20 protein-coding genes and 1 pseudogene are annotated in these 23,025 nt (G+C 70.4%); 10 read left to right on the top strand and 11 right to left on the bottom strand.

What is annotated here, in order from left to right; all coding sequences use genetic code 11:
* Nucleotides 1-95: 95 nt before the first annotated feature.
* The 3 genes from AB0L59_RS26260 to AB0L59_RS26250 all read right to left on the bottom strand — a co-directional run bounded on the left by AB0L59_RS26260 (nt 96) and on the right by AB0L59_RS26250 (nt 3,688).
* The gene (locus AB0L59_RS26260; RefSeq protein ID WP_365588092.1) at nt 96-629 is read right to left on the bottom strand and encodes a hypothetical protein; all 534 of its coding nucleotides are present in this window, start codon (nt 627-629) and stop codon (nt 96-98) included.
* 241 nt (nt 630-870) lie between these two features.
* The gene (locus AB0L59_RS26255) at nt 871-2,577 is read right to left on the bottom strand and encodes an aldehyde dehydrogenase family protein (RefSeq protein WP_365588089.1); all 1,707 of its coding nucleotides are present in this window, start codon (nt 2,575-2,577) and stop codon (nt 871-873) included.
* 187 nt (nt 2,578-2,764) lie between these two features.
* Nucleotides 2,765-3,688 (bottom strand): TauD/TfdA family dioxygenase, encoded by a 924-nt coding sequence (locus AB0L59_RS26250; protein WP_365588087.1) that lies wholly within the window; start codon nt 3,686-3,688, stop codon nt 2,765-2,767.
* Between the two features lie 499 nt (nt 3,689-4,187).
* Here AB0L59_RS26250 and AB0L59_RS26245 point away from each other — a divergent pair, with 499 nt between their 5' ends.
* The gene (locus tag AB0L59_RS26245; protein WP_365588085.1) at nt 4,188-5,498 is read left to right on the top strand and encodes an MFS transporter; all 1,311 of its coding nucleotides are present in this window, start codon (nt 4,188-4,190) and stop codon (nt 5,496-5,498) included.
* A 90-nt stretch (nt 5,499-5,588) separates the two neighbouring features.
* Here the strand turns inward: AB0L59_RS26245 and AB0L59_RS26240 are convergent, their stop codons facing one another.
* On the bottom strand, nt 5,589-6,194 hold the full coding sequence (locus AB0L59_RS26240) for a TetR/AcrR family transcriptional regulator (RefSeq protein ID WP_365588082.1): 606 nt from the start codon (nt 6,192-6,194) through the stop codon (nt 5,589-5,591).
* Between the two features lie 965 nt (nt 6,195-7,159).
* Nucleotides 7,160-7,714 carry an ATP-binding protein gene (locus AB0L59_RS26235; protein WP_365588080.1) on the bottom strand — a complete coding sequence of 185 codons (555 nt, stop codon included), beginning with the start codon at nt 7,712-7,714 and terminating at the stop codon, nt 7,160-7,162.
* A gap of 181 nt (nt 7,715-7,895) precedes the next feature.
* Between AB0L59_RS26235 and AB0L59_RS26230 the strand changes: the two genes are divergently transcribed.
* The 4 genes and pseudogenes from AB0L59_RS26230 to AB0L59_RS26215 all read left to right on the top strand — a co-directional run.
* The gene (locus AB0L59_RS26230) at nt 7,896-8,495 is read left to right on the top strand and encodes a TetR/AcrR family transcriptional regulator (RefSeq protein WP_365588078.1); all 600 of its coding nucleotides are present in this window, start codon (nt 7,896-7,898) and stop codon (nt 8,493-8,495) included.
* 500 nt (nt 8,496-8,995) lie between these two features.
* Nucleotides 8,996-9,970 carry an asparaginase gene (locus AB0L59_RS26225; RefSeq protein WP_365588076.1) on the top strand — a complete coding sequence of 325 codons (975 nt, stop codon included), beginning with the start codon at nt 8,996-8,998 and terminating at the stop codon, nt 9,968-9,970.
* Nucleotides 9,971-10,399: 429 nt separating this feature from the next.
* Entirely contained in the window at nt 10,400-10,789 is a 390-nt protein-coding gene (locus AB0L59_RS26220) for a hypothetical protein (protein ID WP_365588073.1), read from the top strand.
* 16 nt (nt 10,790-10,805) lie between these two features.
* A pseudogene (locus AB0L59_RS26215) lies at nt 10,806-11,461 on the top strand (IS5 family transposase); the annotation flags it as partial.
* Between the two features lie 411 nt (nt 11,462-11,872).
* Here AB0L59_RS26215 and AB0L59_RS26210 read toward each other — a convergent pair.
* Complete coding sequence (locus AB0L59_RS26210; RefSeq protein ID WP_365588388.1) at nt 11,873-12,538, bottom strand: DUF4097 family beta strand repeat-containing protein; 666 nt, start codon at nt 12,536-12,538, stop codon at nt 11,873-11,875.
* A gap of 258 nt (nt 12,539-12,796) precedes the next feature.
* Here AB0L59_RS26210 and AB0L59_RS26205 point away from each other — a divergent pair, with 258 nt between their 5' ends.
* On the top strand, nt 12,797-13,516 hold the full coding sequence (locus AB0L59_RS26205) for a helix-turn-helix domain-containing protein (protein ID WP_365588071.1): 720 nt from the start codon (nt 12,797-12,799) through the stop codon (nt 13,514-13,516).
* A 718-nt stretch (nt 13,517-14,234) separates the two neighbouring features.
* Nucleotides 14,235-15,137 carry a VCBS repeat-containing protein gene (locus AB0L59_RS26200; RefSeq protein ID WP_365588068.1) on the top strand — a complete coding sequence of 301 codons (903 nt, stop codon included), beginning with the start codon at nt 14,235-14,237 and terminating at the stop codon, nt 15,135-15,137.
* Between the two features lie 432 nt (nt 15,138-15,569).
* Here AB0L59_RS26200 and AB0L59_RS26195 read toward each other — a convergent pair whose 3' ends face one another.
* From AB0L59_RS26195 to AB0L59_RS26185, 3 genes are all read right to left on the bottom strand, one after another.
* Nucleotides 15,570-16,397, bottom strand: coding sequence for an SAM-dependent methyltransferase (locus AB0L59_RS26195; RefSeq protein WP_365588066.1), 828 nt, complete (start codon nt 16,395-16,397; stop codon nt 15,570-15,572).
* Nucleotides 16,398-16,476: 79 nt separating this feature from the next.
* The gene (locus tag AB0L59_RS26190) at nt 16,477-16,728 is read right to left on the bottom strand and encodes a DUF397 domain-containing protein (RefSeq protein WP_365588064.1); all 252 of its coding nucleotides are present in this window, start codon (nt 16,726-16,728) and stop codon (nt 16,477-16,479) included.
* Nucleotides 16,725-17,594, bottom strand: coding sequence for a helix-turn-helix transcriptional regulator (locus AB0L59_RS26185; protein ID WP_365588062.1), 870 nt, complete (start codon nt 17,592-17,594; stop codon nt 16,725-16,727). The genes AB0L59_RS26190 and AB0L59_RS26185 overlap by 4 nt, the downstream gene beginning before the upstream one ends.
* A gap of 329 nt (nt 17,595-17,923) precedes the next feature.
* Between AB0L59_RS26185 and AB0L59_RS26180 the strand changes: the two genes are divergently transcribed.
* Together AB0L59_RS26180 and AB0L59_RS26175 are read left to right on the top strand one after the other, a co-directional pair.
* Nucleotides 17,924-18,229 (top strand): hypothetical protein, encoded by a 306-nt coding sequence (locus AB0L59_RS26180; RefSeq protein ID WP_365588060.1) that lies wholly within the window; start codon nt 17,924-17,926, stop codon nt 18,227-18,229.
* A gap of 968 nt (nt 18,230-19,197) precedes the next feature.
* Complete coding sequence (locus AB0L59_RS26175; RefSeq protein ID WP_365588057.1) at nt 19,198-20,277, top strand: hypothetical protein; 1,080 nt, start codon at nt 19,198-19,200, stop codon at nt 20,275-20,277.
* A gap of 370 nt (nt 20,278-20,647) precedes the next feature.
* On the opposite strand, the gene AB0L59_RS26170 is transcribed toward AB0L59_RS26175, so the two are convergent.
* Nucleotides 20,648-21,160, bottom strand: coding sequence for a transglycosylase SLT domain-containing protein (locus tag AB0L59_RS26170; RefSeq protein ID WP_365588055.1), 513 nt, complete (start codon nt 21,158-21,160; stop codon nt 20,648-20,650).
* Between the two features lie 544 nt (nt 21,161-21,704).
* Between AB0L59_RS26170 and AB0L59_RS26165 the strand changes: the two genes are divergently transcribed.
* On the top strand, nt 21,705-21,968 hold the full coding sequence (locus AB0L59_RS26165) for a hypothetical protein (protein WP_365588052.1): 264 nt from the start codon (nt 21,705-21,707) through the stop codon (nt 21,966-21,968).
* Nucleotides 21,969-22,222: 254 nt separating this feature from the next.
* Here AB0L59_RS26165 and arr read toward each other — a convergent pair whose 3' ends face one another.
* Entirely contained in the window at nt 22,223-22,651 is a 429-nt protein-coding gene (gene arr / locus AB0L59_RS26160; protein ID WP_365588049.1) for an NAD(+)--rifampin ADP-ribosyltransferase, read from the bottom strand.
* Nucleotides 22,652-23,025: the final 374 nt, after the last annotated feature.

Below are 23,025 nucleotides of genomic sequence, written 5' to 3'. Positions count from 1 at the left end.
AGCACCCGCACCGTGGAGCGACTGACCGCCGTGCTCGACACCCGCCTGCTGCCCGCCGCCCTCGAGGAGACGGCCCTGTACTACCGGGCCACGGCCTACCACGACATCGGCCACAGCCAGGAATCACGCCGCGGATACCAGCAGGTCGCCGATGACAACGGCCGCCCGGCCCCGGCGCCCGACGCGGTCTCGCCCAGGCAGCCCGGCTCGCCGGAGACTTCCCCTCCGCACACGCCGCCACCCAGACCCTGGGATGGGAAGGACGCCACCAGCGCGTCCTGGGCGACCTGTGGTGGCCGTAGGGAGAACCCGAACGCGCGGCCGCCGCATACCTCGCCGGACGCACGGAAGCCGAACAGCACGCCAAATCCGGCGATGCCGCACATAACCAAGCCCTGCGCGCCCTCGCCGCCGCCTTCTACGCCCCCCAGGCCGACGACGAAATCGACCTCGCCCACCGGCTCCTCGCCAACCTCGACCTGCGCGCCACCACGATCAACGCCGCCATCGCCGCCCTGATCCGCGACGCCGGCCACCCCTGGCTCGACGACCGCATCCACACCCTGCGCACCGAGCTCGACATCGCCGGCCTCACTCTTCCCTGATCCACAACTCTTGACTACCGACAAGCGCTCTTGGTTCTGCCCTACGCAGTCATCGCCGCCCCCGGCCGGGAGACGTCCTCACGTCCACCCAGCCATCCTGACGTCGCCAGCGCTTACGCGACCTGTTCTCACACGTCAGAGGCGATACGGATCCTGCAGTGATCGGTAAAACGGACGAGGCACACCGCATGTCGAGCCGGATCGGCATGGGCGTGGGCGGCGCGGGTGAGGGAGTCGTTGAGAGTCACTGGGGTTTCCTCCCCGCTCATCCGCGCAGGGCGCCGGCGAGGACGGCGGGCAGTCGGGCGGGGCTCGGCGCGGTGGTGAAGCGGGTGACGCGCTCGAGGGTGGTGCGACCGGTGCGGTGGGTGACGAAGTACGGCGGCTTGGGGGACAGCGAGGGGCAGCCGGTGAACAGGCCGCGGGGCGCGGGGGCGAACGGGGCGCGCAGCACGGTCTTCTCGACGTCCTCGAGCATGAAGGCGTTGTTGACGAAGCCGACGCCGCTGCCGATCGCCTGCCGGGTATGGCCGGGATGGGCACCCCAGGGGGTGTATCCGAGCAGGAAGTTGACGCCGGACCAGGAGTTGACGCCGATGGTGCCGTAGCGCAGCTCGTCCAGGGCCCCTTCCACCGTGTCCGGATGGATCCTCTCCGTCCGGGGGTGCACGATCAGGGTCGCGCCCAGTGTGCCGGGCAGGACGGTGTTGGCGAAGTCGACGGCGTGGCGCAGGAAATGCGCGGGGGTCTCGCCGGGCAGGCGTACGACCCCCAGCGCGCTGGCGAAGACCTCGCCGGTGAGCAGCATGTCGTCGTGGTCGACGATGTCGGAGACCAGGATCCGGGAGTCGCCGGCGTGGCACTCGGCCCGCGGGTGAGCAGCCAGTACGGCCTGAAGCCGCTGATGGGCCCCGGGGTAGTAGTCCGTGCGCGCCGGCAGGGCGCGCAGTACCCGCCTTGTCTCCTGCAGCAGCAGTTCTGTTCCCGGCCAGGAGCGGGGCAGCACCAGCACCTGGCTGGCGATGCAGTTGTGGCCTGAGTTGTTCATCTTGCTCGTGACGATGTGCTCGGCCTGGAAGCGGAAGTCCGCCCTGCTCCATGGCCCCGGCACCACGATGCACGGGCTTACCCCGCCCAGCTCGCTCGTGACCGGTTTGTCGATCAGCGGGGTGTCCTCGCGGCGACGCCGCTGCGCGTGTTCGCCGGTCCCCCAGACGATGGCGTCGTGGGTGCGGTCGCTACCGGTCACGTGGATGGAGTCCACGCCGTCGTGGGTGGTGAGGTAGGCGCCTTCGGCGGGGCCGCCGTCGACGAACCGCAGCCAGCCGCGCTGGATGAACTCGGCGAAGATCCGTTCGAAGTGCGGGCGCAGATAGGCGTTGACCGGGTTCATCTTGGCGATGACGACCTGGCCCTCGGCGTAGAGCTTGTGCAGGATGTCGGTCGCGGTGAGCGAGGCGACGTTGCCGGCGCCCAGGACCAGCGCCACACCAGGGCGCCGCACGCCGCTCCGGTACTGTGCGGCCGCGCGGTGTCGTACGTGCGCGGCCGTGATCCCGGCTTGCATCCGGACCTGGGCCGAGTAGCCGCCCAGCAGCAGGCTGTCCCAGCGCGTGGCGGGGAAGACGTCCACCCAGGTGCGGCCGCTTCGCTCGTGCACCGCGCCCGAGTGCAGAGGTTCGCGGCCGGCGGCCAGGCGTCGCAGCACGTGCAGCCGCGCAGTGACGTGCTGGGCCAGCGCCCATGGGCCGCCGGCCCAGTCCTCTCCGGCCCATGGGGAGTCGGGGCCGTATCCCTTGGCGTATGCGCCCGCCGCGGCCAGGTCGGCCGCGCTGTCGCCGATCCTGGGCATGAGCCCTTGCAGCAGGCCGATGCGTTCGGTGAGCGGCGCGGTCGCCCAGGACGGTGCGTTGTGACGCAGTTCCCTCAGGGCGCGGTCGAGGACGGTCGTGTCGAGGGCGGGGCTGTTCACGTCACTCCTTGGCGGGGCGAACGAGCTGGGTGGGAGAGGGGGTGTCAGGCGCCGCGGCGCCAGGAGCCGAAGTACCGGGCGATCGGGGTGACGGTGGCCGTCCCGCCGGACGCGTACGGAACGGCCACCGTGTGCAGGCGGACGGGCGGCCCGGATCGCGGTGAGTGCCGGGCACGGGGCGTGGCGCTCAGGACAGCGGTACGCCTGCGATCGCGATGCGCTCCATCACACGGCGCTGGGGGTAGTAGTCGTTGATGGCGTAGTGCTGGACGGCGATGTTGTCCCAGATCGCGATCGAGTCGGGCCGCCAGCGAAAACGCACCTGGAGCTCGGGAACACGGGCCTGCAGGCCGAGCTCGTGGAGCAGTTCCCGGCTCTCGTCCTCGGGCAGCCCGACGATGCGGGTGGTGAACGGCTCGTTCACGTACAGGGTCTTGCGTCCCGTGCGCGGATGCCGCACGACGACCGGGTGCTCGACCGGAGGCAGTGACGAGCGCAGCGCCGCGATCTGCTCCTGGGTCATGAACGTACCCCAGCTGGGCTCCCAGTCGTGTACGGCGGTGAGGCCCTCGATGCGCCGCTTCATCCCGTCGCTGAGGTTGTCGTAGGCGGCGCCCATGTCGGCCCACATGGTGTCGCCGCCGGCCGACGGGACCTCGACCGAGCGGAGCACCGAACCCAGCGCGGGCGCGGCCATGAACGAGTGGTCACTGTGCCAGATGTTCTCCTGACCGACGGCCGTCGCGTCCTTCGCCAGTCGTGAGACGCCGACGGTGTCGCTCTGGGGGAAGAACGGATTCGGCTCCGGCTCCCCCCACACCGCGGCCAGGGCCAGGTGGGCGTCGACGCCGAAGTCGTGCTGGTCACGGAAGAAGATCACCTTCCATTCGAGCAGGGCCTGGCGCAGCTCCTCGGCGAGCTCCTCCCCGATCGGCCGGGACAGGTCCACGCCGCCGATCTCCGCACCGATGTGCGGAGTCATCGGCGCGATCCGCAGCAGCCTGTACTCGGCGGGCGCGACACCATGCGCGGTCCGCTCCAGCACACGCCGGCCGAAGTGGATCAGCGGCTTCTCCAGCAAGGGGTTCTTGTCGGCTCCGGTGGTCTCCATGCGGTCCTCCACGGTCACATCCCGAAAAACGTTACGCGAAGTATCGATATTGAGAGCGGGGAACGCAAGGGGTTCTTCATGACCACTTCGTCGCCTCACCCGGGAGCCCGGCCCGGACGGGCAGGCCGGGACAGCAGGGCCGCCAGGGCGGACCACCCGCCGCCGTGAACCTCCCGCGCACCGCGATCCGCGAACGGCGACGCCCCGACTGCGTCGATCGACACACATCGACGGAGTCGCGCGGGTCACGGTCATTCGCCCGCCGGACACCTGGCCCGGACACGCGCCGGCCACCGCCGGGCGGCCGTCCGGGTCGCGACCCCGTATTCGGCGGCGAACAGACCTTGTCGCCGCACCCCACCGTATCGATACTTCACGTAACGATTTTCTCGCCGTTGCAGTCGGCGCGCACCGACGCGCCCCGATTCGCCGACGTCCCCTCGCCTGCGCTGCACGCCGACCACGCCTGCTCGAGAGCAGCTACCTTCGCGGAGCCCCCGTGCCCAACACCGATCTGACCGCCGTCACACTCACCGGCCCCCTCACGACGAGCCCCCGCCACCGGCGGCAGGCCTGGACCGTCACCGGGTTGCTGGTCGTCTTCATGATGGTCAACTTCGCCGACAAGTCCGTCCTCGGGCTGGCGGCCGACCCGATACGCCACGACCTGGGCCTGTCGGCGACCGGCTTCGGGCTGGCCAACAGCGCGTTCTTCCTGCTCTTCTCGCTCTGTGGCGCCACGGGCGGTCTGCTGGCGGACCGGGTACGGCCGCGGTGGCTGCTGCTGGGAATGGCACTGCTGTGGTCGATCGCCCAGATACCGATGGCCCTCGGCGGAGGACTGGTCACGCTGGTCGCCTCACGGATCGTGCTGGGTGCCGCAGAGGGGCCCGCCTTCCCCGTGGCCCAGCACACCGCCATGGCATGGTTCCCGGACCGCCGGCGCAACCTTCCCGGCGCTCTGCTCAGCGTGGGCATCGCCCTCGGCGTGGTGCTCGCCGCACCGGGGCTGACCTGGCTGATCCGGCATCATGGCTGGCGCTCCGCCTTCGCCGCGGTCGCCGCCGCCGGCGTGGTGTGGGCGGGGGCCTGGGCCGTCTTCGGCAAGGGCCGGACATCGCAAGGGCAAGCTCGCGTCACCGGCGCCGACTCCGGCGGCGGCGAAGCGGGCTCGCACGGCCCCTCCTATCGCCGCATCCTGGCCACCAGGACCTGGATCGGTGCCACGATCGGCTACTTCTGCACGTACTGGATGATCGCCCTGTCGCTGGTGTGGGTGCCCTCCTACCTGCACGACGGCCTGGGATACTCCGCCACCGCGGCCGCCGGCCTGGTCGCCGGGATCTGGGCGACCAGCGCCGTCGCGCTGCTGGCGCAGGCCGCAGTGACCGGATGGCTGCTGCGACGCGGCGTGAGCAGCCGGTGGGCCCGCGGCCGCGTCGGCGGCATCACCCTGCTTGTCTCCGCACTCGGCTGCGGCGCCCTGTCGCAGGCCGCGCGCGGGTCGCTCACCGTGGTGCTCCTGCTCGTCGGCTTCGGGCTGTGCGGGGCCATGTCGACGATTGCGGTGACCACGGTCGCCGAACTCGTCCCGGCCCACCGCCGCGGCGGCGCCCTCGGTCTGATGAACGCCGTGGTCACGACCGCCGGCCTGGTCGCCCCCGCCCTGACGGGATACCTGGTCGACACCCAGGGCAGGGCCGGCTACCAGTACGCCGTGCTCCTCGCGGCCGTACTGCTCGTGCTGGGCGGCACGGCCGCCGTGACACTGATCGACCCGGCCCGCGACGCCCGGCGCCTGAACTCCTGAACAAGGCCGCACTGCTCCGGCCGCCACCCCTGCGTCGGACGACGGGCCAAACCCTCCGCGCGCAGTCCGCAACCCACGGCCCGGTGGTTCTCAGGCCCCCGGGTGAGCGACCGCCCGGACGACCAGGTCCACCGTGTCCTCCACGAAGCGTTCGTTGGGCAGTTCGCGTTCCGCCACCAGGCGGTACACCAGCGGCGCCGCCACCAGCGTGGCGGCCGAGCGGATGTCTATGTCGGACCGCACCTCGCCGCGGGCGATGCCCCGCTGAAGGATGCGGCGCGTCTCGGCCATCATCCGGTCCGTGTAATCGGCGTACTCCCCGCGGTCGCCGCCCGCCTCGGCGGCCGACGCCATGAGTTCCGTCAGCAGCCGCGCCGTGCCCGGTAGCCGGTACGCCGTCAGACGCGCCGTCAGCACCTCGCGCAGCTCGGCCCGAACGTCACCCAGGTCCGGCACCGACAGCGGGCCGATCCGTGACTCGGCCGCCGCGATGATCAAGGCCTGCTTGGACGGCCACCGCCGGTAGATGGCGGGTTTGCTCACGCCCGCACGCGCAGCCACGGCATCCATCGTCACCGCTTTCACACCCTGCTCGGTCACCAGCTCGATCACCGCCTCGAGGGTGTCGTCCGTGACCCGCTCCTGCCGCGGCCGCCCCGGCCCGCGTTCGGCCTTCTGTGTCTGTGTGCCGACCATGCTCCGAGAATACGAGGCGCCCAGTTGCTGCCAGTGCCCCGGCCACGGACAGGCCCTGCCACCACGCCCGAAACGATCGGACGGACGCCACCGCACATCCCGCCGCCACGATCACGACCCGCCGAACCACCCCGGTCAGAGCACCGGCCGAGCCCGGGCCGAGCCAGGCGACCGAGCCCGGGATCCCCCGGGGTCTCAGAGCGACTTGCCGGAGCCGCGACCCCTCACCGTGTGTGAGGGGAACCGGAGCAAGCACCGAGCACGGGACCCCCCCCCCCGGCGTTTTGAGAGCGACGCGCCGGAGCCACGCCCCTCACCGGTGTGGGGGCAACCGGAGCAAGCGCAGCGGGGCCGGCGCCCGGCCCTGTCGCGGACCGCGCTCCCCGAGCCCGGCGCCACCCGCGCACCGTGATGACGTTCCAGCGGAAGACGCAGGAAGCCGACGGTTCGCGGAGAAACCGCCCGAGAACTGAGCCGAACCGTGCGTCAACGACACCTCGGACGACGACCTGGCAGTCGCGGAGAAGCTGCCGAAGCATCGATCCATGCGGCGTTCCACCAGCCGCAGACCGGCCGCCATGCCCCCAACACCGCCTCGTCACCGACGGTGGCCACCTCGCCGCCCTGCGGCCGCACCCGCGCCGGCCGCAGCAAGGGCCGGCGATCCCCCGGCCCCCGGCACGATCCACCCCACCGCCCCCCTGCCCATGATCCGACCCAATGACCAAGTGAACACGCAGGACACGGTGCGAGCAGCTCATCGACGAACGGACAGGCGAGGCCCGCGGTGGCGTGCACAGGCCGCAGACCGCTCCGACCGGCACCCGGACCCGTTCACCGATCACCCGCCGGACACGGGCTCACCACCCCCGGCCAAGCCCGGTGCACCACCACCGCAAGGACATACGACAGGCGCCGACCGGCAGGCGGTCACAGGCCGGCCTTCCCGGCCGACCGCCGCTCCCTCACGATCTGCCCGGTGCGTTCGCAGACCCTTCCCCGGACCGAAGCTCGAACCAGACGGTCTTGCCCGTCGCCGTCCGCCTGCTTCCCCAGGCGTCCGCGAGCATGTCGATCAGTTCCGTACCGCGGCCGCCCTCGGCGTCCGGGCCGACGACGCCACGCACCGGGTCGGCGGACTCGGTGTCCTCCACCTCGCACAACAGCCGGCCCGGACACAGCCGGAGGTTGAGCCTGAGCGGGCCCCGCGTGTGACGCAGGGCATTGGTCACCAACTCGCTGACCAGAAGCTCGGCGGCGTCGGCAAACTCCGCCACGGCCCAGTCTTTCAGTTGCCCGGCCACCAGCCGCCGGGCCCGGCCCACCGAGGTGAGTTCCCGCCGCAAGGGCCAGGAAGCCTCCCAGGCGCTCGCACGGCCACGAGGAGCGTCCAGCGGACGCAACGGTGCGAGCATGCGGGACCACATGGCCCACTGCCTGGCGAACCACGACGACGTGACGCTGCAGGAAGACCGGCCCTCCCCGTGGCGGGCGAGGCGGTCGAGGGCGTAGGTGGCCATAACGATCAATCTTTCCGGGCTGACGGTGGGGCGGTCCGCCGTGCACAGCGCCCGGCGAGGCCAGGCCGACCATGTAGCAACCGCTACACCCAAATATAGACGTAGCGGACGCTACAGTAAAGAGACCCCAAAAATGTACCAACCGGTCGCCGGAGCGCCCCCCACGCATTCAGGAGCACCCATGCCCCACCCACCCGACCCCGCCAAACGACTCGCCCTGCTCGACGGCGTCCGCGCCTATGTCGTGCGCAACGGCCTCACCGACCTCTCACTGCGCCCGCTGGCCCGAGCCCTGGGCACCAGCGACCGCATGCTGCTGTACTACTTCGGCACCAAGGAACGCATGATCGCCGAGGCGCTCGCCCTCTACGAACGCCGCCCCCTCCTGCGCGCCCGCGACCTGCTGGAGACCTTCGGCTCCCCCGCCGACGCCCGGAGCCTGCGCCTCTTCATGGAAGAACTGTGGCGCCAGTTCAGCGATCCGGACGTACGCACCACCCTCCCCCTCTACCTGGAGGTCATGAGCGCCAGCCTGCTTCACCCCGACCGCTACGGACCCGTCATGCGCGACATCATCACCGAGTGGACAGACCTCCTCTCCTCGACCTTCCGAAACCTCGGCATGCCCCCCGACAGAGCCCGGACACAGGCCGCCCTCCTCTCCGACACCACCCTCGGCCTCCTGATCGCCCCCCTCGCGGACGGCCACTGGGACCGGGCCGACACCGCCTTCCACACCCTCCTCGACGCCCTGGAACCCGGCTGGCACACCACCACATGACCCCCGCGACACCCACCCCTGCACCTCACTCACCGTGCACACCCGTCCAGCCCGTGACAACAATCCCCACCACAAGCCCCACCCACCCCTGCAACCACACGAGCACCACAACCGCCAAGCCTCGGCCGGCCACGAACGGCCCCGAGGACGCGATCAGCGCGGCGACCTCACGTGCGGCGCGCCCGGCCCACCACCGCAGCCACGACCCGCCACCTGCCTGCGCCGACGCACCGCCGGCCGCATTGGCGTTCCGTCTCCATGGCCATCAGGTCGCTCGCTCCCACCGGCCACGGCCAGACCCCCAACCACCCTGGTCACACCGTTCGTCCGACAGACCCACCGGCACAGCTCGCAGCCGCGAAACGCACCCGGATCCACGCAGGGCCCTGGGTGTGGCACACCAGCCGGTCTGCACCGGCCCTCACCACATCGTCCGCGCCGTGTAGGTTGGGCGGTACGGCGGGTCTGCGTTCCGCGAACAAGAGGCGAAGGACCGGGCATTGGGCGTCGTACTGGTGGCACTCGGAGGGACGATCTCGGTCTCGGGCGGTGTGCGGGGAGAGCGACTGACCGGTGCCGAGATCACCGCAGCCGTACCGGGTCTGGAGGAACTGGCGCCTGTCGACGTATTGGACGCGCATGCCGTGCCGAGCGGAAGCCTCACCTTCGGGCAGATCCTCGACACCGTCGCCGTCGCCTCGCGAGCGGTGGCCGAGGGCGCGGACGGTGTCGTGGTCACGCAAGGCACCGACACCCTGGAGGAGACTGCGTTCCTGGTGGACCTCGTGTGGCCGCACGAAGAGCCGATCGTGCTGACGGGGGCAATGCGGCAACCGGCCATGGCGGGAGCGGACGGCCCGGCCAACGTGCTTGCCGCCGTTCGCGTCGCCACAGCGCGGGAAGCACGGGGTGCGGGTGCACTGGTCGTCCTCAACGACGAAGTGCACGCGGCGCGATGGGTACGCAAGACACACAGCACCAGCCCCGCAACCTTCGCCTCACCCAACGCCGGCCTGCTCGGCCATGTCGTCGAGGGCCGCGTACGAATGCTCCTCACCCCGCCCCCGCGCGAGCCGCTGCCGGCCGGCCTCGACCGGGCCCGACTGGAGGCGACCCGCGTCGCCCTGCACGTGGTCACCCTGGACGACGACGGCGCCCGGCTGGACGGACTGGAGACCACTTACGCAGGGCTGGTCGTCGCCGGATTCGGCGTCGGCCACGTGCCCGGAGTCCTCGCGCCCCGGCTCGGCGCGCTGGCCGAGCGGATACCCGTGGTCCTGACCTCCCGCACCGGCGCCGGCTCAGTCCTGCGGCACACCTACCACGCACCCGGATCGGAGTCGGACCTCCTGCAACGGGGGCTGATCGACGCCGGGTTCCTCGACCCCTACAAAGCGCGGGTTCTGCTCCGGGTACTGCTGGCGGCCGGGAACGGGCCCCGCGCCGTCGCGGACGCGTTCGCGCTGCGCGGCTGAACCCCGCCCCTCACCCGCCGACACGTACGTGACCGCCCGGACCGCCTCGGAAGCCCTGTGCCACGTCGCAGACAGAACCCCCACGCCCCTGTCCGTGCCCGGCCTCGGCCCCAGGTGAAACGCGGCAGCCTGCGCCCCTTGCGGCCGAAGACCGGGCCACGCCAGAGGGTGGCCCACCGGCAGGCACAGCTCACCGGCCGACCTCGTGTGCCATCGGCCCCAGGTTCCGCATCTTCGGCCAGCGCCGACGGGAGGACGACCGCGGCGAAGCAGAGTGGGCCCTGACAGGCGAAGGCGAGCCTGTCGCGTCGCAGGGCCGGCCTGCGTACCCCGAACAGAGAATCCGGTTGCCTGGACCGCTGGCCGCCCCCGGACTCGCGATCACGATCTCCATGACAGATCTTCCGCAACTCTGCGGCACTCGCCGCAGTGGCCCACAGCATGGCCGAGCGGCCCGAGACGACGGGCTCACGGCAGTATGCGGCATCGGGTCTTCCCAGGCTGAAGGCCACCCGGCGCGCCGACCCCGACTACCGCGCTCTGCGCCAGCAACCGCACTTGCAGCGGGCGACAGCGGAGTCTGCGCAACGGGTGCAGCTCGCCACCAAGCCGGCCGACGACTGGGGCGGGACCGGTAGCCAGGCGGCGGCCGTGCGGTCGATGGTCGAGGAGTGCGACGGCCACTGGGCCGGCTGCGCCGTCATCGTCGACCAGACCACCCCGGCTCTCCGCGCCGACCTGGGCGTCCGCAGCATCCTCACCGCCGCCGAACTACCCACGTGGGACAGGCAGTTCGCGCAGGCGTCCGCCCGCCGGTAGGCCGGGCGGGCCGGGTGTGCCCACTCGGTCAGTGATCACTGTGGCGATGTCGGAGCGGATCGCGCCGCTGATGCCGGCCGATCCGGTCCGTGGGCGGCGACGGGCCGGCCACCGCCGTATCCCTGAGGTCATCACGTGGAAGTACGGCACCAACTCGCCCTGGCGTGATCTGCCCGACGAACGCGGCTCGTTCCACACGGCCCACGAGCGGCTCATCAAGTGGGCAGTCGACGGCACCGGGGAACGCATACTCGCTGCCGTCCTCCCGGTGGCGGACGCCGAAGGCGAGATCAACTGATGGGTGCCGGTGGACTCCAGCGCCGTCCGGGCCCAGCAGCACGCCGCGGGAGCACCCACAAGGGGGCACAAGGAGCGACCAGCCGCGCGACCATGCGCTTGGACGCTCCCGCGGCCGGGCTGAGCAGCAAGGACCACCCGGCCGCCGATCATCGAGCCCGTCCCCCGGCCCTGACGTCACCGCGGGCCAGGCAGGTGACGCACCCCCCCCTTCGAGGCTGCCCGGGCCCGCATCCGAGTACCTCGAACGGGCCCGGGCAGGCCCCGCGCCGGCCCGCCGTGGTCCCGGCGGACCGGGCTTGCTCCTCCCGCGCCGTCCGCAGCCGGCTGCCACGCCGTGGGATCCGCGCGGTGATCCCACAGCCGTCCGAAAGATCGGCCCTCTCCTACGACGGGGCCGCCGCAGGCGGCCGCCCACCCGACCTCGACCGCGCGGCAGACAACCTCGTCCGGGCCCCACGCTGGCAAAAGAGACAGATCCCAGGCGCCGCGGCGGCGAGTCAGCAGGCTTGCCCGTCAGGCCCGGTGACGGGCCTGCGCCGCTCCTGGGGAAGCGGTAGAACTGGCGGTCGACCGCATGCGCCCGCAGTCCAGGCGCTTCCCTGGCTGGTCTGGTCTGGTCTGGTCTCGCCGCAGGATCCCAGGGCGGCCCCGGGCCGGCCCAACGGCTGTCATTCCTGCGGCAGGTGACCAGCGGCCAGGGCGCTCTTTGCTGTGCGTCGTCTTCGGTGGGGAGCCCGGCGCCGGGTGCGGCGGGAGGTCGAGGGTGCGGAGATTGTGCTCCTGTCAGAGGCTGCGGGCGGTGATGTCGCCGTTGGAGGTGGTGGCGCGGATGTCGAGGCCGGCGGTGCCTTGGTTCTTCAGGGAGTTGCTGATGCGGCCGTAAGAGGTGCCGGCGTCCAGGGTGGCCGAGACGCCGGCGGCGGCGCCGATGGTGATGTCGCCGGACTGGGTGCGGAGCACGACCGTGCCACCCATGGCCTCGGCGATCCGGATGTCGCCCCTGGCGGTGCTGATCTCGGCGGGGCCGCCCAGGCGGCCGACTTCCACGTCGCCGTCGACTGCGGTGAGCCCAAGGCTCGCGGCTTCGTCGACCTTGATCCGGCGGTAGGCGCCTTCGAAGGTGACGTCACCGAGGCTGCCGACACCGCGGAGCTCGCAGCCGGCGGTCCTGGCCTCGACGCGGGAACCGGCGGGCAGCTTCACGGTGACCTCCAGCGATCCGGAGGGACCGAAGAGCTGGTTCTTGGGCTCGTCGGTGCGGATCCGCAGGACGCCGTCGGTGTACGCGACCTCTGTCCGCTCCGCCGCCTTCACGTCGCGGGCCTTCGAGGCGTTCGCGGGCAGGACCTCGACCGTGGTGTCAGTGCGGTCTGCGGCGATGAACTGGACGCGTCCGGCGGGGATGTCCAGGACAGCGGAGATCGGGGCGGGGGTGTCGAACTTCTGCATCATGCTCTCCTGTTGCTCGCTCCTTGTTTCTGACATCGGAAACGCTACGTTGCTTTCCTTTATCGAGCAACGCGCTCGTTGCACAGAGATTACATCTATGCAGTTAGAGGCACTGAAATCATTGCAACACCTTCTCGATGAACGCAACGATGGAAACACCGGTCGTTGCAATGCGTTGAAGATGAACGCTATGGTGGAGGCGTCAGAGAACACCGAGCAGCACCGTGGAGCCCCCGCGGGCGCATGAAGGGGGTCGTGATGCCGGGAGGCAGGCTCACCCAGGCCGAACGCCAGCAGATCGCGGTGGGGCTGGCCGACGGCCTGGCCTACGCCGAGATCGCCCGCCGTCTGAGCCGTCCGACCTCCACGATCACGCGTGAGGTGACACGCAACGGCGGCCCCACCGGCTACCGCGCCGACCTCGCCCACCGCGCCACCCAGCAGCGCACCCACCGGCGCAAGCAGGCCGCACCCCAGGGGACCAAGGCGCCTGCGCAACCCCACGGACGCGACGCCGAAGCCGTGCACGAATACCAGGAGATGCTCACCACCGTCCTCATGACCTCGGGCCTGCCCAAGATGATGGCCCGGGTGCTGGGCTGCCTCTACACCACCGACAGCGGCCGCCTGACCGCCTCCGAACTCGCCCAACGCCTGAAGGTCAGCCCGGCATCCATCTCCAAAGCGATCGCGTTCCTCGAGAACCTGGACCTCGTCCGCCGGGAACGCGACGAACGCCGCCGCGAGCGCTACGTCGTCGACGACGACCTCTGGTACCAGTCGATGATCCGCAGCGCCCGGGCCAACGACCAGTTCATCGCCACCGCACGACAGGGCATCAACATCCTCGGCCGCGGCACCCCGGCCGCCAACCGTCTCGAAAACGCCGCCCGTTTCCTCGATTTCGTCAGCGAAGCACTCATCCGCGCCGCGGAACAAGGTCGCGAGGTCCTGTACACCAGAGCCGAAACAAGCTGAAGACGGCACCGGCAAACCCGCACGGACGACGGACGGACCACCACAACTGGTCGACCGGGTACGGCCCTTCGACCGCATCACAGTGTTCGCCGCCCACGCCTCCTCGCCCTCCGCGATCGGGATGCGCTGGGCGGAGCCGTACATGGGACGAGCGGGGCCGGGCAGGAAGAGGATTCCCGGGCGGCAAGCCGGTCACGCTCTTGGCCGCCGGCAGGCGGGCGGCTTCGGTCTCCTCGGGCGGTGGCAGGTACGGCATGCCGGACCAGCGAAGCACACAACGCCGGTAAGCGAAGCGGCAGTTGCGTGCCGTCATGGCGCCGTTCGTCGCTGCCGTCCAGGCCTGCCCCGGGGCCGCACCGAAAGCATCCGGGCCAAGCGGAAACGCCGGGGCCGCACGGCATCCTCACCACACCCCCGGGACCGCCCGTTCAGCCTCCCCTCATCCAAGACGGCACCAGGCAGCCTGACAGGCCCACTCGAGCGGGCCTTTTGCGTACCCTCGCGAAATGCCCGCTCAGGCCTCTTCGGCACAGGAAAAGAACCGCAACGCACAGGCGGCTGCGGTCCTTCCACGCTACCGTCCAGGCGGAATTCCGTATTCCGTCCCCCACTGCGAAACCACGGGCGCGGACGTGCGAAGATCCGGATACTGATGCGGGCGTCCCCCCACCTATGCCAAGCGCACCGCCAGAATTCCGCATACCTCATGGAGACATGCATGACGCAGTCCTGCCCGCGTGCACGCGCCCTGTCGCCTCTTGTCACCTCGGCGATCTCGGTCGCCCTGGTCGGTGCCGGCGCAGGCACCGCTGTGGCCGACGCCCCTGCCGCGACCGGTCCGGCGAAGAACCTCGCCCGGAACGCCGCCGCGGCCGGGCAGCACAAGCCCACCCCCGCCGCGCCGTTCTTCTTCCTGTCCGGGATCCTGCCCTCGGGCCAGATGTACGCCTACATGCCCGACGGGAAGGGCGGCTTCGACGACCGGTCGGGCGCCTACGTCTGGCCGCACTTCCGGTTCGGGGTGTCGGTCGACCCTGATCTGACCGGCTACCAGGACGGTGCGTACCACGTCATGGACGACGGCACGCTGAACCTCTGGCGCAGCGGGCGCCTGAAGAAGGTTGCCACCGGCTGGGGCCAGTACAACCTCGCCTTCTCCCCCGGCGCCCTGGGCGGCGCCAAGCACCCCGACCTGCTGGCGCGCGACAGGCAGGGCGTCCTGTGGCGGTTGCAGACCAAGGCGGACGGCTCGCTGACACCGCGCGCCAAGATCGGCACCGGCTTCAATCAGTTCACCCAGATCACCGGCCAGGGCGACCTGACCGGCGACAGCAAGGCGGACATCGTCGCCCGCGACAAGCAGGGCGTCCTGTGGCTGTACAAGGGCACGGGCGATCTGCGCAAACCGTTCGCCTCGCGCGTGAAGGCAGGTCCCGGCTGGAACCAGTACAACAAGCTGCTGGCCACGGGTGACGTCGACGGCGACGGCCACAGCGACCTGCTCGCCCGCGACCCCCAGGGCACCCTGTGGCTGTCCAGGGGCACGGGCAGGGCGACCGCGCCCTTCAAGGCCCGAGTCAAGATCGGCACCGGCTTCAACCAGTACCGCGACCTCTTCTGACCATCCGTGCAGGGGTCCGGCCCAGGACCCTGCGCACATCCGCGGGCGTGTGTACGGCCTGCGAGCCGTACCGGTAGCGCGGGCGCAGCACACCAGCCTCGTCCCGGCCCCGCCGGCCTCCTGCCGGGACGCGGTCGCGTGCCGCCGCGGAGGCAATCGACGCCCCCGGGGGAGCCGCGGGCCGAGTACAGGCAGCGCTACCGACCGGATCGCCCTCGCACCCAGCCCACCACACCCGGCCACGTACCGCGAGCGGTCGAACGTACCGACAGTTCGGGACGCCTTGCGTGCCCCAGTCCGTCGATGCACGAGCTGCTTCCGGCGCTGGTCACGGTTCGGCCGTACCCGTGACACCAGCGTCCAGCACCCTCCCCGGGCGCCCGGACCACCCCGCCGGGACAGGTACCCGGCGGAGGAGGAATCCGGCCGGCCCTAGGGTTTGATGCCCACGCCCGTCCACAGGCTGACTTGGGCGTCCGTGGGCGGCTCAGCCGCGGCGGCGTCATCGCTCAACGGGTCGGGGCGCCAGCGGTGCCCCAGCGTGATGCCGGGGTCGAGCAGTTCGAGACCGTCGAAGAAGCGGGCGACATCGGCGCGGGGGCGGAACTGCACGGGCGTTCCCGCGTTCGTGTAGATGTCGGTGACCTTCTGCCAGGTGGGCGGATCGAAGTCGGGCGTGCAGTGGCTCAGTGCCAGGGCGCTGCCGGAAGGCAGGGAGTCCAGCAGACGGCTGACAATGCCGTACGGGTCCTGCTGGTCGGTGATGAAGTGCATCAGGGCGTTGAGGGACAGCGCCACCGGCTCGTTCAGGTTCAACACCTCTGAGAGGACCGGGGTGTTCAGCAACGACGCAGGGTCCTTGACGTCAGCCTCCACGTACGCGGTGCGGCCCTGGGCGGTGCTGCGCATCAGGCGCTCGGCGTACTTCAGCACGAGGGGGTCGTTGTCGGCGTAGACGACGCGGGCGTCGGCAACGACGGACTGGGCCACCTGGTGCAGGTTCGGCTCGGTGGGAATACCGGTGCCGATGTCCAGCCACTGGCGGATGCCGTGCTCCTGCGCGAGAACGCGAGTCGCCCGGTGCATGAAGGACCGGTTCTCACGAGCGCACACGAAGATGCCGGGATAGACGGCCGCGACAGTCTCGGCCGCCTGCTTGTCCACCTCGAAGTGGTCCTTCCCGCCCAGGTAGTAGTCGTACATCCGGGCGGAGTGGGGCCTGCTGGTGTCGATGTCCCGCGAGGCCGGCGTGCTGCTCATTGCTGTTCCCTTCCGTAGTTGCGTGGCGTGCGGGGCCGGGGCGCCCCTCGTCGACGCCTTTCGACGATCGCGCCGAGGTTCAGCCGGCCGTCAGATGATCGGCGAGACCCTTCTTGACTCCCTCGAGGAACGCGCTGATCTCCTCGCTGGTGTAGATCAGCGCCGGCCCCGCGGGATCGGTCGACTGGCGCAGCGCGACGCGGCCGTCGGCGAGTTGCTTCGTCTCCACGCACTGCCCCCCGTTGGGCCCGCTCCACGGGCACTCCCAACCGTGCTCACCGAGGTCGGAGGCGGGCATCCCGTTGTAGACACGGCCCTGGCTTGTGGTCATGAGTACTCCTTGCGCATGCGGTGCAAAAGCGCCCTGCTGTCCGCGGACGAGGTCAGCAGCGACATCCGGTTGTGCGCCTCCAGATGAGCGGCGACATCCGAGCGCTGGTCCAGGTACATGGAGGCCGTCAGGACCTCGCTGTAGACGACGTCGGGCAGCTCCGGCTCCTCGAACCGGAAGTAGGTGAAGGGCGCGCACGCGCCGACGTGGGCGCCCGCGGAGAAGGGAACGATGTCGATGCTGACGTGGTCCAGTTCGGACACTTCCAGGAGCCGGTCGATCTGCTCGCGCATCACCTCCGCCGCGCCGACCACGCGATGCAGGACGGCTTCCTCCATCACCACCCACAGTGTGGGAGCGGTGGGTCTGTCCAGCAGACCTTGCCGGTGCAGCCGCAGTGCCACACGCCGCTCGAGCTCTTCCTCGCTGTCGTTCGGGAAGCCACCGCGCAGGACGGCGCGCGCGTAGGCGTACGTCTGCAGCAGCCCCGTGACGTAGTGAGGCTCGTAGGTACGCAGGGTCTTCGCGCCGGTCTCCAGGCTGACGTAGGCGGAGAACCAGCCGGGCAGCACATCACGGTAGTCATGCCACCAGCCGGGCTCGTTGGCCCGCTCGGCCAGGGCGACGAACTCCTCGATCTCCTGCCGGCCGGCCCCATAGGCCTCCAGCAACCTCTCCACGTACAGGGGCTTGAGAGCGACCTCCGCCTTCTCCAGACGGCGGATGGTCAGCGACTTCACCCGAAGGATCCTGGCAGCGTCCTCCAACGACACCCCGGCACCGTGCCGCCGCTCCTGCAAGCGCCGGCCGAGGATCATCCGAAGAACTGTCGGCGCACTGCTCCCCGCCCCCGAACGACCCTCCATCGACGCAACCCCACTCCCTGACGGCCAGTCACCATGGTGCGCTGGACGGCGCCTTGACGATGACGCCAGTCCGATACCGACCGGCTGAAATTATCAGGGAAACAGTTGCAGCGTGAAGTCGGCCGCGAGCATAGTTACCACCACAGGCAGCCCAGCCGAACGCCCAGCCCCACCCACGACAACGACCAGCCACGCCAACGGACTTCGCCAACGCACCTGCCGTCTGCACACGATCGAACGCGCACGCCACATCGAACACACCCGCCGGGAAGCCATCACCGCCACTCCCCACCCCCGGCGGCCCGGCCCCACAACGGAAGGCAATCCCCATGTCCCCCCACAGCCCGCTCCTCACCCCCTCGGCGAAGGGCACCGGCACGAACTCCGCACGCGCAGCTTCCACGGCTTCGACAGGCCTGATGCACCGCTCCCATCCATGGCTCGGCCACATGGTGACGGACTCGGCGACAGGCCGGCGAGGAATCCTGCGCGCCATCGCCCCGGAGGACACCGCGTCGACACCGGTCGCCTGGCTGGCCCCGCGACGAGGCGGCATCGAATGGACGACCGCCCCCGAAAACCTCACCGACCCCACACCGATCACGCCGACCGGCCACCCGCAACAAACCACGTAAGACGGCAACGCACCCCCTCCCCGCCCCCCCACTAGAAACACCATCACGGAGCCGATCCGCCGCCGCTCCACGACAACGCACCGGAACACGCCGACGACCGCCACCGCCACCGACCCACATCCCGCACCGCCTACCAGACGGCCCCCTCCCCCAACGGCGCCTTGCAGGACAAAAGTCTCCCCGTCGTCCACGCCTTCCCGTCGACCACGGCTTCCCGTCGACCTCTCGACGGCTCACGGCGGGGGCATTGCTCCAACCGGATCACAAGGCACGCGCGCCCACGTCCCAGCGGACCAGAACCAGACCGCGCGGTACATCACCGCCGACCCGGCGCCGGCTGCCGTCGAGCGAATCACCGGCGCTCCGCACACCCGTGACCTCGCCAGTGCCCGCCGCAGCCCCCTGCAAGCACCCCGCCGCTTTCAACACAGAGTTGCCAACCTGCAGATGATCCACTGAAGCGGTGCAACCTGCCTCGCGACGCCCTCGCCTGCGGCCTCGCCACGCCGGGGCCTCGCCACTCCGCGGCTCACCGCCCTCACTGCCGCGCGGACCGGCGCCGACCAGACCCTCTCCCCCGACGCGCCCCGTGACCCCGCCGGACCGGAAACGGCGGCCGAGAGCCACCGGCATCACCACCTCACCCGCCAGCCCACCACCCACGCCCCGGCCGACCCGGCCACCTGCCTCCCCGGTCTGCGCCCTCCGCCCGACCGGCCGACCAGCACGGCCTCGGCAGCCGCCCGGAATCCCGCGCCCGGCTCGCCACCACCGACAGCCTTGGACCAGCCCAGAGCACCGTGACCGCCGACGGCGCACGAGCCACATCGACTCAGCGCGGGCTCTGTCCACGAGAACCGAGGACCGACAGCGAATGTTCATCAGCTTCGACAGCAGGCAGCGGCCCGAGGGATTCGAAGGGTCTGGGCGTGATGACGCCGGACAGACCTCGGGCCTAAGGTGTGCCGGTGATCTTCAAGAGGAAGCGGGAGGCTACGGACCTCACCGCCACCGTGTCCGAGCTGGAAGAGGCGGTTGCCGCTCGCGATGGTGAGCGCACCGGGCGTGCCTTCACCGCCGTGATGAACGCCGTGCAGTCGGCGTCGGATGCTGAACGCGTTGTCGCAGGGCCCCGGTTGGCAGCACTGATTCCCGCCTTCCCGCCTACCGGGCCGCGGCCGATGCTGGCGATGGCGGCCGGCTTCTGCGTCGAGCGCGGAGCCGATCCGGCGGGCTGCGCCCAGCCGATCCTCGGCGGCGTCCACCAGGACCTGATCGACGCCCTGGAGTTCGCCCGCCGCTGGACCTCCACCCGCGCAGCCGAGAAAGAGCTGCCGGAGCCGGACGAGAAGATCATCGACGACGCGATGCTGGCCCGCCTCGGCGGCGACCGGCACGAGGCCGCGCGGCTGGCGCTGGCCTGGTGCACCGTCGAGGAGTGGCAGCCGCCCGCGCTGGCCGTGCTGTGCCGCAGCACCGAGGTACGCCGTCGGCATGCATCCGAGATCCTCCCCATCTGCCGCGACCTGGCGGCCCTGGAACGGCACGACCTCAAATGCCTGGCCTACGCGCTGGCAGTCCTGAACGACGAGCCCCTGGTGGTGTTGCACAGGCCGACCGGGACCGGATTCGAGATACGCATCAGCGGCATTGGGGACAACTTCCAACTGCACACGCTGCTCGCCCACGTCCTCGTCGGCGGCGGCCAGGTGCCCGGCACTCCGCCTTCGGCGGAGAGCGTCCGCCTGGCCACCGACCCCGAGCCCGCCCAGGGACGCACCCAGACCATCGCGACCGGCGCCTTCGAGCTCCTCACCGCGGACGGCGAGCAGATCTGGAACGAAGGGCTGCCAGACGACATCCCCGTAGTGGAGGGACGCCGCCTGCTCGTGCTCGACGAGCCGACATACCGGCGCAGCTGGAACGCCGACCGCTTCTTCCCGCATCTCCCGGGCACGGCCGAGCTGACCCGCGTCCTGACCGCAGACGAGACACGGGCATGGTTCGCCCGCACATCGCCCGGCAACGGGATCCACCGGCCTTCCTGACTCGGAGGGCCGGGCCGCCACCGCTCCGGGCCGACGGCTGGTGGGGCCAGAAGCCGGAACTCAGGACCGGTCCCCGCAATCGAACAAGGACTGTGCCAGGGTGCTTTCGGAACTGCTGAACATTCGCTGCCGGTCCTCGTGACGTGCAGAGCCGGGGAGGCCACCGCACGGGGCGAGGACAGCGGCCAGGGCGACCGCCGCACTGATCAGCCGCACTGATCAGCCGCACTGATCAATCGTCGCGTCAGGCCGGACCCACACCCACCCGCGGCGCATCCCACCATCAGGCCCGGGCACCCGGCAGACCACTCTCCCCACGGCTACCTGCGGGCCGGCCACCGCGGCCGGGCGCCCTTCCGTGAAGGGCCCGTCAGTAGGCGGAGTTGACGTTGTCGATGGAGCCGTAGCGGTGGGCGGCGTAGTTGGCGGCCGCGGTGATGTTGGCCACCGGGTCGGTGACGCTGCTGGCGGTGCCGGCGACGTGGTAGGCGTTGAAGGTGGGGTCGATCACCTGCAGCAGGCCCTTGGAGGGGGTGCCCTGCTTGGCGTTGACGTCCCAGTTGTTCTGGGCGTTGGGGTTGCCGCCGGACTCGCGCATGATGTTGCGCTTCAGGCCGTCGTAACTACCCGGGATGCCCTTGGCCTTCATGATCTGCAGGGACTGCTTGATCCAGCCGTCGAGGTTGTTGGCGGCGCCGGTCTTGCCCTGGGCGGCGGTGCGGGCGTCGTGCGAGGAGGCCGTGACCGCGGCGCCATGCGCCTGCGTCACCTCGGCGGCCTGCGCGCTCGCCGGCACCAGGGTCAGGGCCGCGGCCGCGGCACCCGTGGTGGCGATACCGGTCAGGGCGAAACGGGCGAGGCGAATACGGTTGGTCATGGCCATGCGAAAGCAACTCTCCGTAGGAAACATCGTCAGTACTCGCCGCTACTCATGAGCGGCGGCGTCGGCCCCCGCACACACAGGCAGGCCCCATCAGGCACTCACCCGCTCCGGAAACCCGGCGTGCAGCGACGACAGCCATGATTAGCGGCCACCGGAACCCGACGCAACGATGTGACCTACTACCCATCTACGCAGATATGTCCGAAATCGTCGGATATACAGATATCTGCGCACTTCAGACGTGTACGCCCCTACGGCCCTCCCTAGGATGTGATCCCGCTCGCATGGCCGACATCACGTCCCAGACCCACCAGAACCACCCCCGCACCGCCACCCGACGCCACAACGAGCACACCCCACCACCCAACGGAACCTGCGGTCATCCGTGATCTGCGGACGCGATAGCCGGCCATGGCGGCGGTGCCCAGCGCGATCAAGCGAGTCTGCAGTCTCGACCAGTTGGCTCACCAGGGCCGCCAGGGAGGTGTAAGGCCTTCACCGGCCGGAGCCGCACCTTCACCCACCCAGGCTGTGCGCGGCGTTCGTGGACCCCGTCCGGACCGGCACCCACTTCCATCGCCTGGCGAGGACCGACACCCGAGGCCGGTCCGGCGCGCGGGACACCGGTGGCTTCCATGAACTCGGAAACACCACGCAGGCCCGCACGCACCTGTCACAGGCCCAAGAGCACCTCGATGCGCTCAACGATGACGACTACGGCCAGGGCATCCGATCGGCGATACAACGACTCGCCGCCCAGCTCGCCGAGGCGGATCCGACCGGGCCGATGCACGACGAAACGAAGTAGTTCCACACGGCGCACTGCCTCGAGCGGTCCCAGCGCAAGCCATTCCCCGGGGCATCTTGAACACGTCCAGAAGACGCAGAATCCTAACCAACTGGGGCCGCTGCAAGCCGACATGCTGGGGTCGCTGACCAATGTCAGGGCCACGGGGTGAGCCGGCCCGGAGCTGCCGTGGGCCTCTGTCTCAGCCGACCTGTTGCTGCTGGAATCACCCAGACGCCCTGCGAAGGCTTCCACGGTCGCGGCGGCGGCCCTCGTCAGTCCAGGATCGTGGCGATGCGGCGGCGGCGAAGGTCGGCCAGCCCGTCCAGCATGGCCGTGATCTGCTCGGAGGAGTGACCGGCCCAGCCCTTGAGCTCCGACACGATGCGCACAGGCTCGCGCGTGCGGTAGGAGCGGGTGGGGTTGCCCGGGAACTTCCTGTCGGTGACGTTGGGGTCGTCCTCCAGATCGCCGGTCGGCTCAACTATGTAGATCCGCCCCGGTCCGTCGCCGGATGCGAGTTCGGCGCCCCAGGCGGCGGCATCCAGGGTCTCGGAGACATAGACGTGCCGGGACGTGCGCCCTTCCTCGAAGTTGGATGCGTGGCCGGGACTCAACAAATCGCCCGGAACAAGGTCTGCCTTCGTACCGTGCAGGTACGTTCCTGCCTCATACACCAGGAAGGGGACAGGGGCGCTGGGCACGGGCCACTGCTTCGGTCTGGGCTCGGGGCAACAGGGAACCACGGCAGCACCCGGTCGATCCACGGCGGAGCCGGCAACGGCTCGATCACTGCCAATGCCTGAGCAGATCAGTCAGCTCATGCGCACCGACGTCGGACTCCCACCCCTCTGCACCCCGCCCCCGGTGGTCGCGATGGGTGGGCGGTGGTCCGTATCGGGCGTGGCCCGGCCGACGGCGAGATGCGGTTCCGGCCGGGCGGCCCGGTCATCCGTGATGCCCGACGTGAAAAACGCAGTGGCACTCGGCTGGAAACACTCGGCTCGGCGTCGGCAGCACTGTACTTGCGGGCGGTACTGTCCGGAGCCATTCGGCAGTGTTCCCGTTCACTCCTTCC

This window comes from Streptomyces sp. NPDC052109, from assembly GCF_040680195.1.
Taxonomy (GTDB): domain Bacteria; phylum Actinomycetota; class Actinomycetes; order Streptomycetales; family Streptomycetaceae; genus Streptomyces.
Note: the sequence above shows the minus strand (reverse complement) of the source record. Positions and strands in the feature narration are given on the sequence as shown.

Bases quoted from the DNA above. Each gene is read 5' to 3' on its own strand.
- AB0L59_RS26250 (WP_365588087.1), bottom strand. From the start codon at position 3,688: ATGGAGACCACCGGAGCCGACAAGAACCCCTTGCTGGAGAAGCCGCTG.
- AB0L59_RS26240 (WP_365588082.1), bottom strand. From the start codon at position 6,194: ATGGTCGGCACACAGACACAGAAGGCCGAACGCGGGCCGGGGCGGCCG.
- AB0L59_RS26235 (WP_365588080.1), bottom strand. From the start codon at position 7,714: ATGGCCACCTACGCCCTCGACCGCCTCGCCCGCCACGGGGAGGGCCGG.
- AB0L59_RS26230 (WP_365588078.1), top strand. From the start codon at position 7,896: ATGCCCCACCCACCCGACCCCGCCAAACGACTCGCCCTGCTCGACGGC.
- AB0L59_RS26210 (WP_365588388.1), bottom strand. From the start codon at position 12,538: ATGCAGAAGTTCGACACCCCCGCCCCGATCTCCGCTGTCCTGGACATC.
- AB0L59_RS26205 (WP_365588071.1), top strand. From the start codon at position 12,797: ATGCCGGGAGGCAGGCTCACCCAGGCCGAACGCCAGCAGATCGCGGTG.
- AB0L59_RS26200 (WP_365588068.1), top strand. From the start codon at position 14,235: ATGACGCAGTCCTGCCCGCGTGCACGCGCCCTGTCGCCTCTTGTCACC.
- AB0L59_RS26195 (WP_365588066.1), bottom strand. From the start codon at position 16,397: ATGAGCAGCACGCCGGCCTCGCGGGACATCGACACCAGCAGGCCCCAC.
- AB0L59_RS26190 (WP_365588064.1), bottom strand. From the start codon at position 16,728: ATGACCACAAGCCAGGGCCGTGTCTACAACGGGATGCCCGCCTCCGAC.
- AB0L59_RS26185 (WP_365588062.1), bottom strand. From the start codon at position 17,594: ATGGAGGGTCGTTCGGGGGCGGGGAGCAGTGCGCCGACAGTTCTTCGG.
- AB0L59_RS26180 (WP_365588060.1), top strand. From the start codon at position 17,924: ATGTCCCCCCACAGCCCGCTCCTCACCCCCTCGGCGAAGGGCACCGGC.
- AB0L59_RS26170 (WP_365588055.1), bottom strand. From the start codon at position 21,160: ATGGCCATGACCAACCGTATTCGCCTCGCCCGTTTCGCCCTGACCGGT.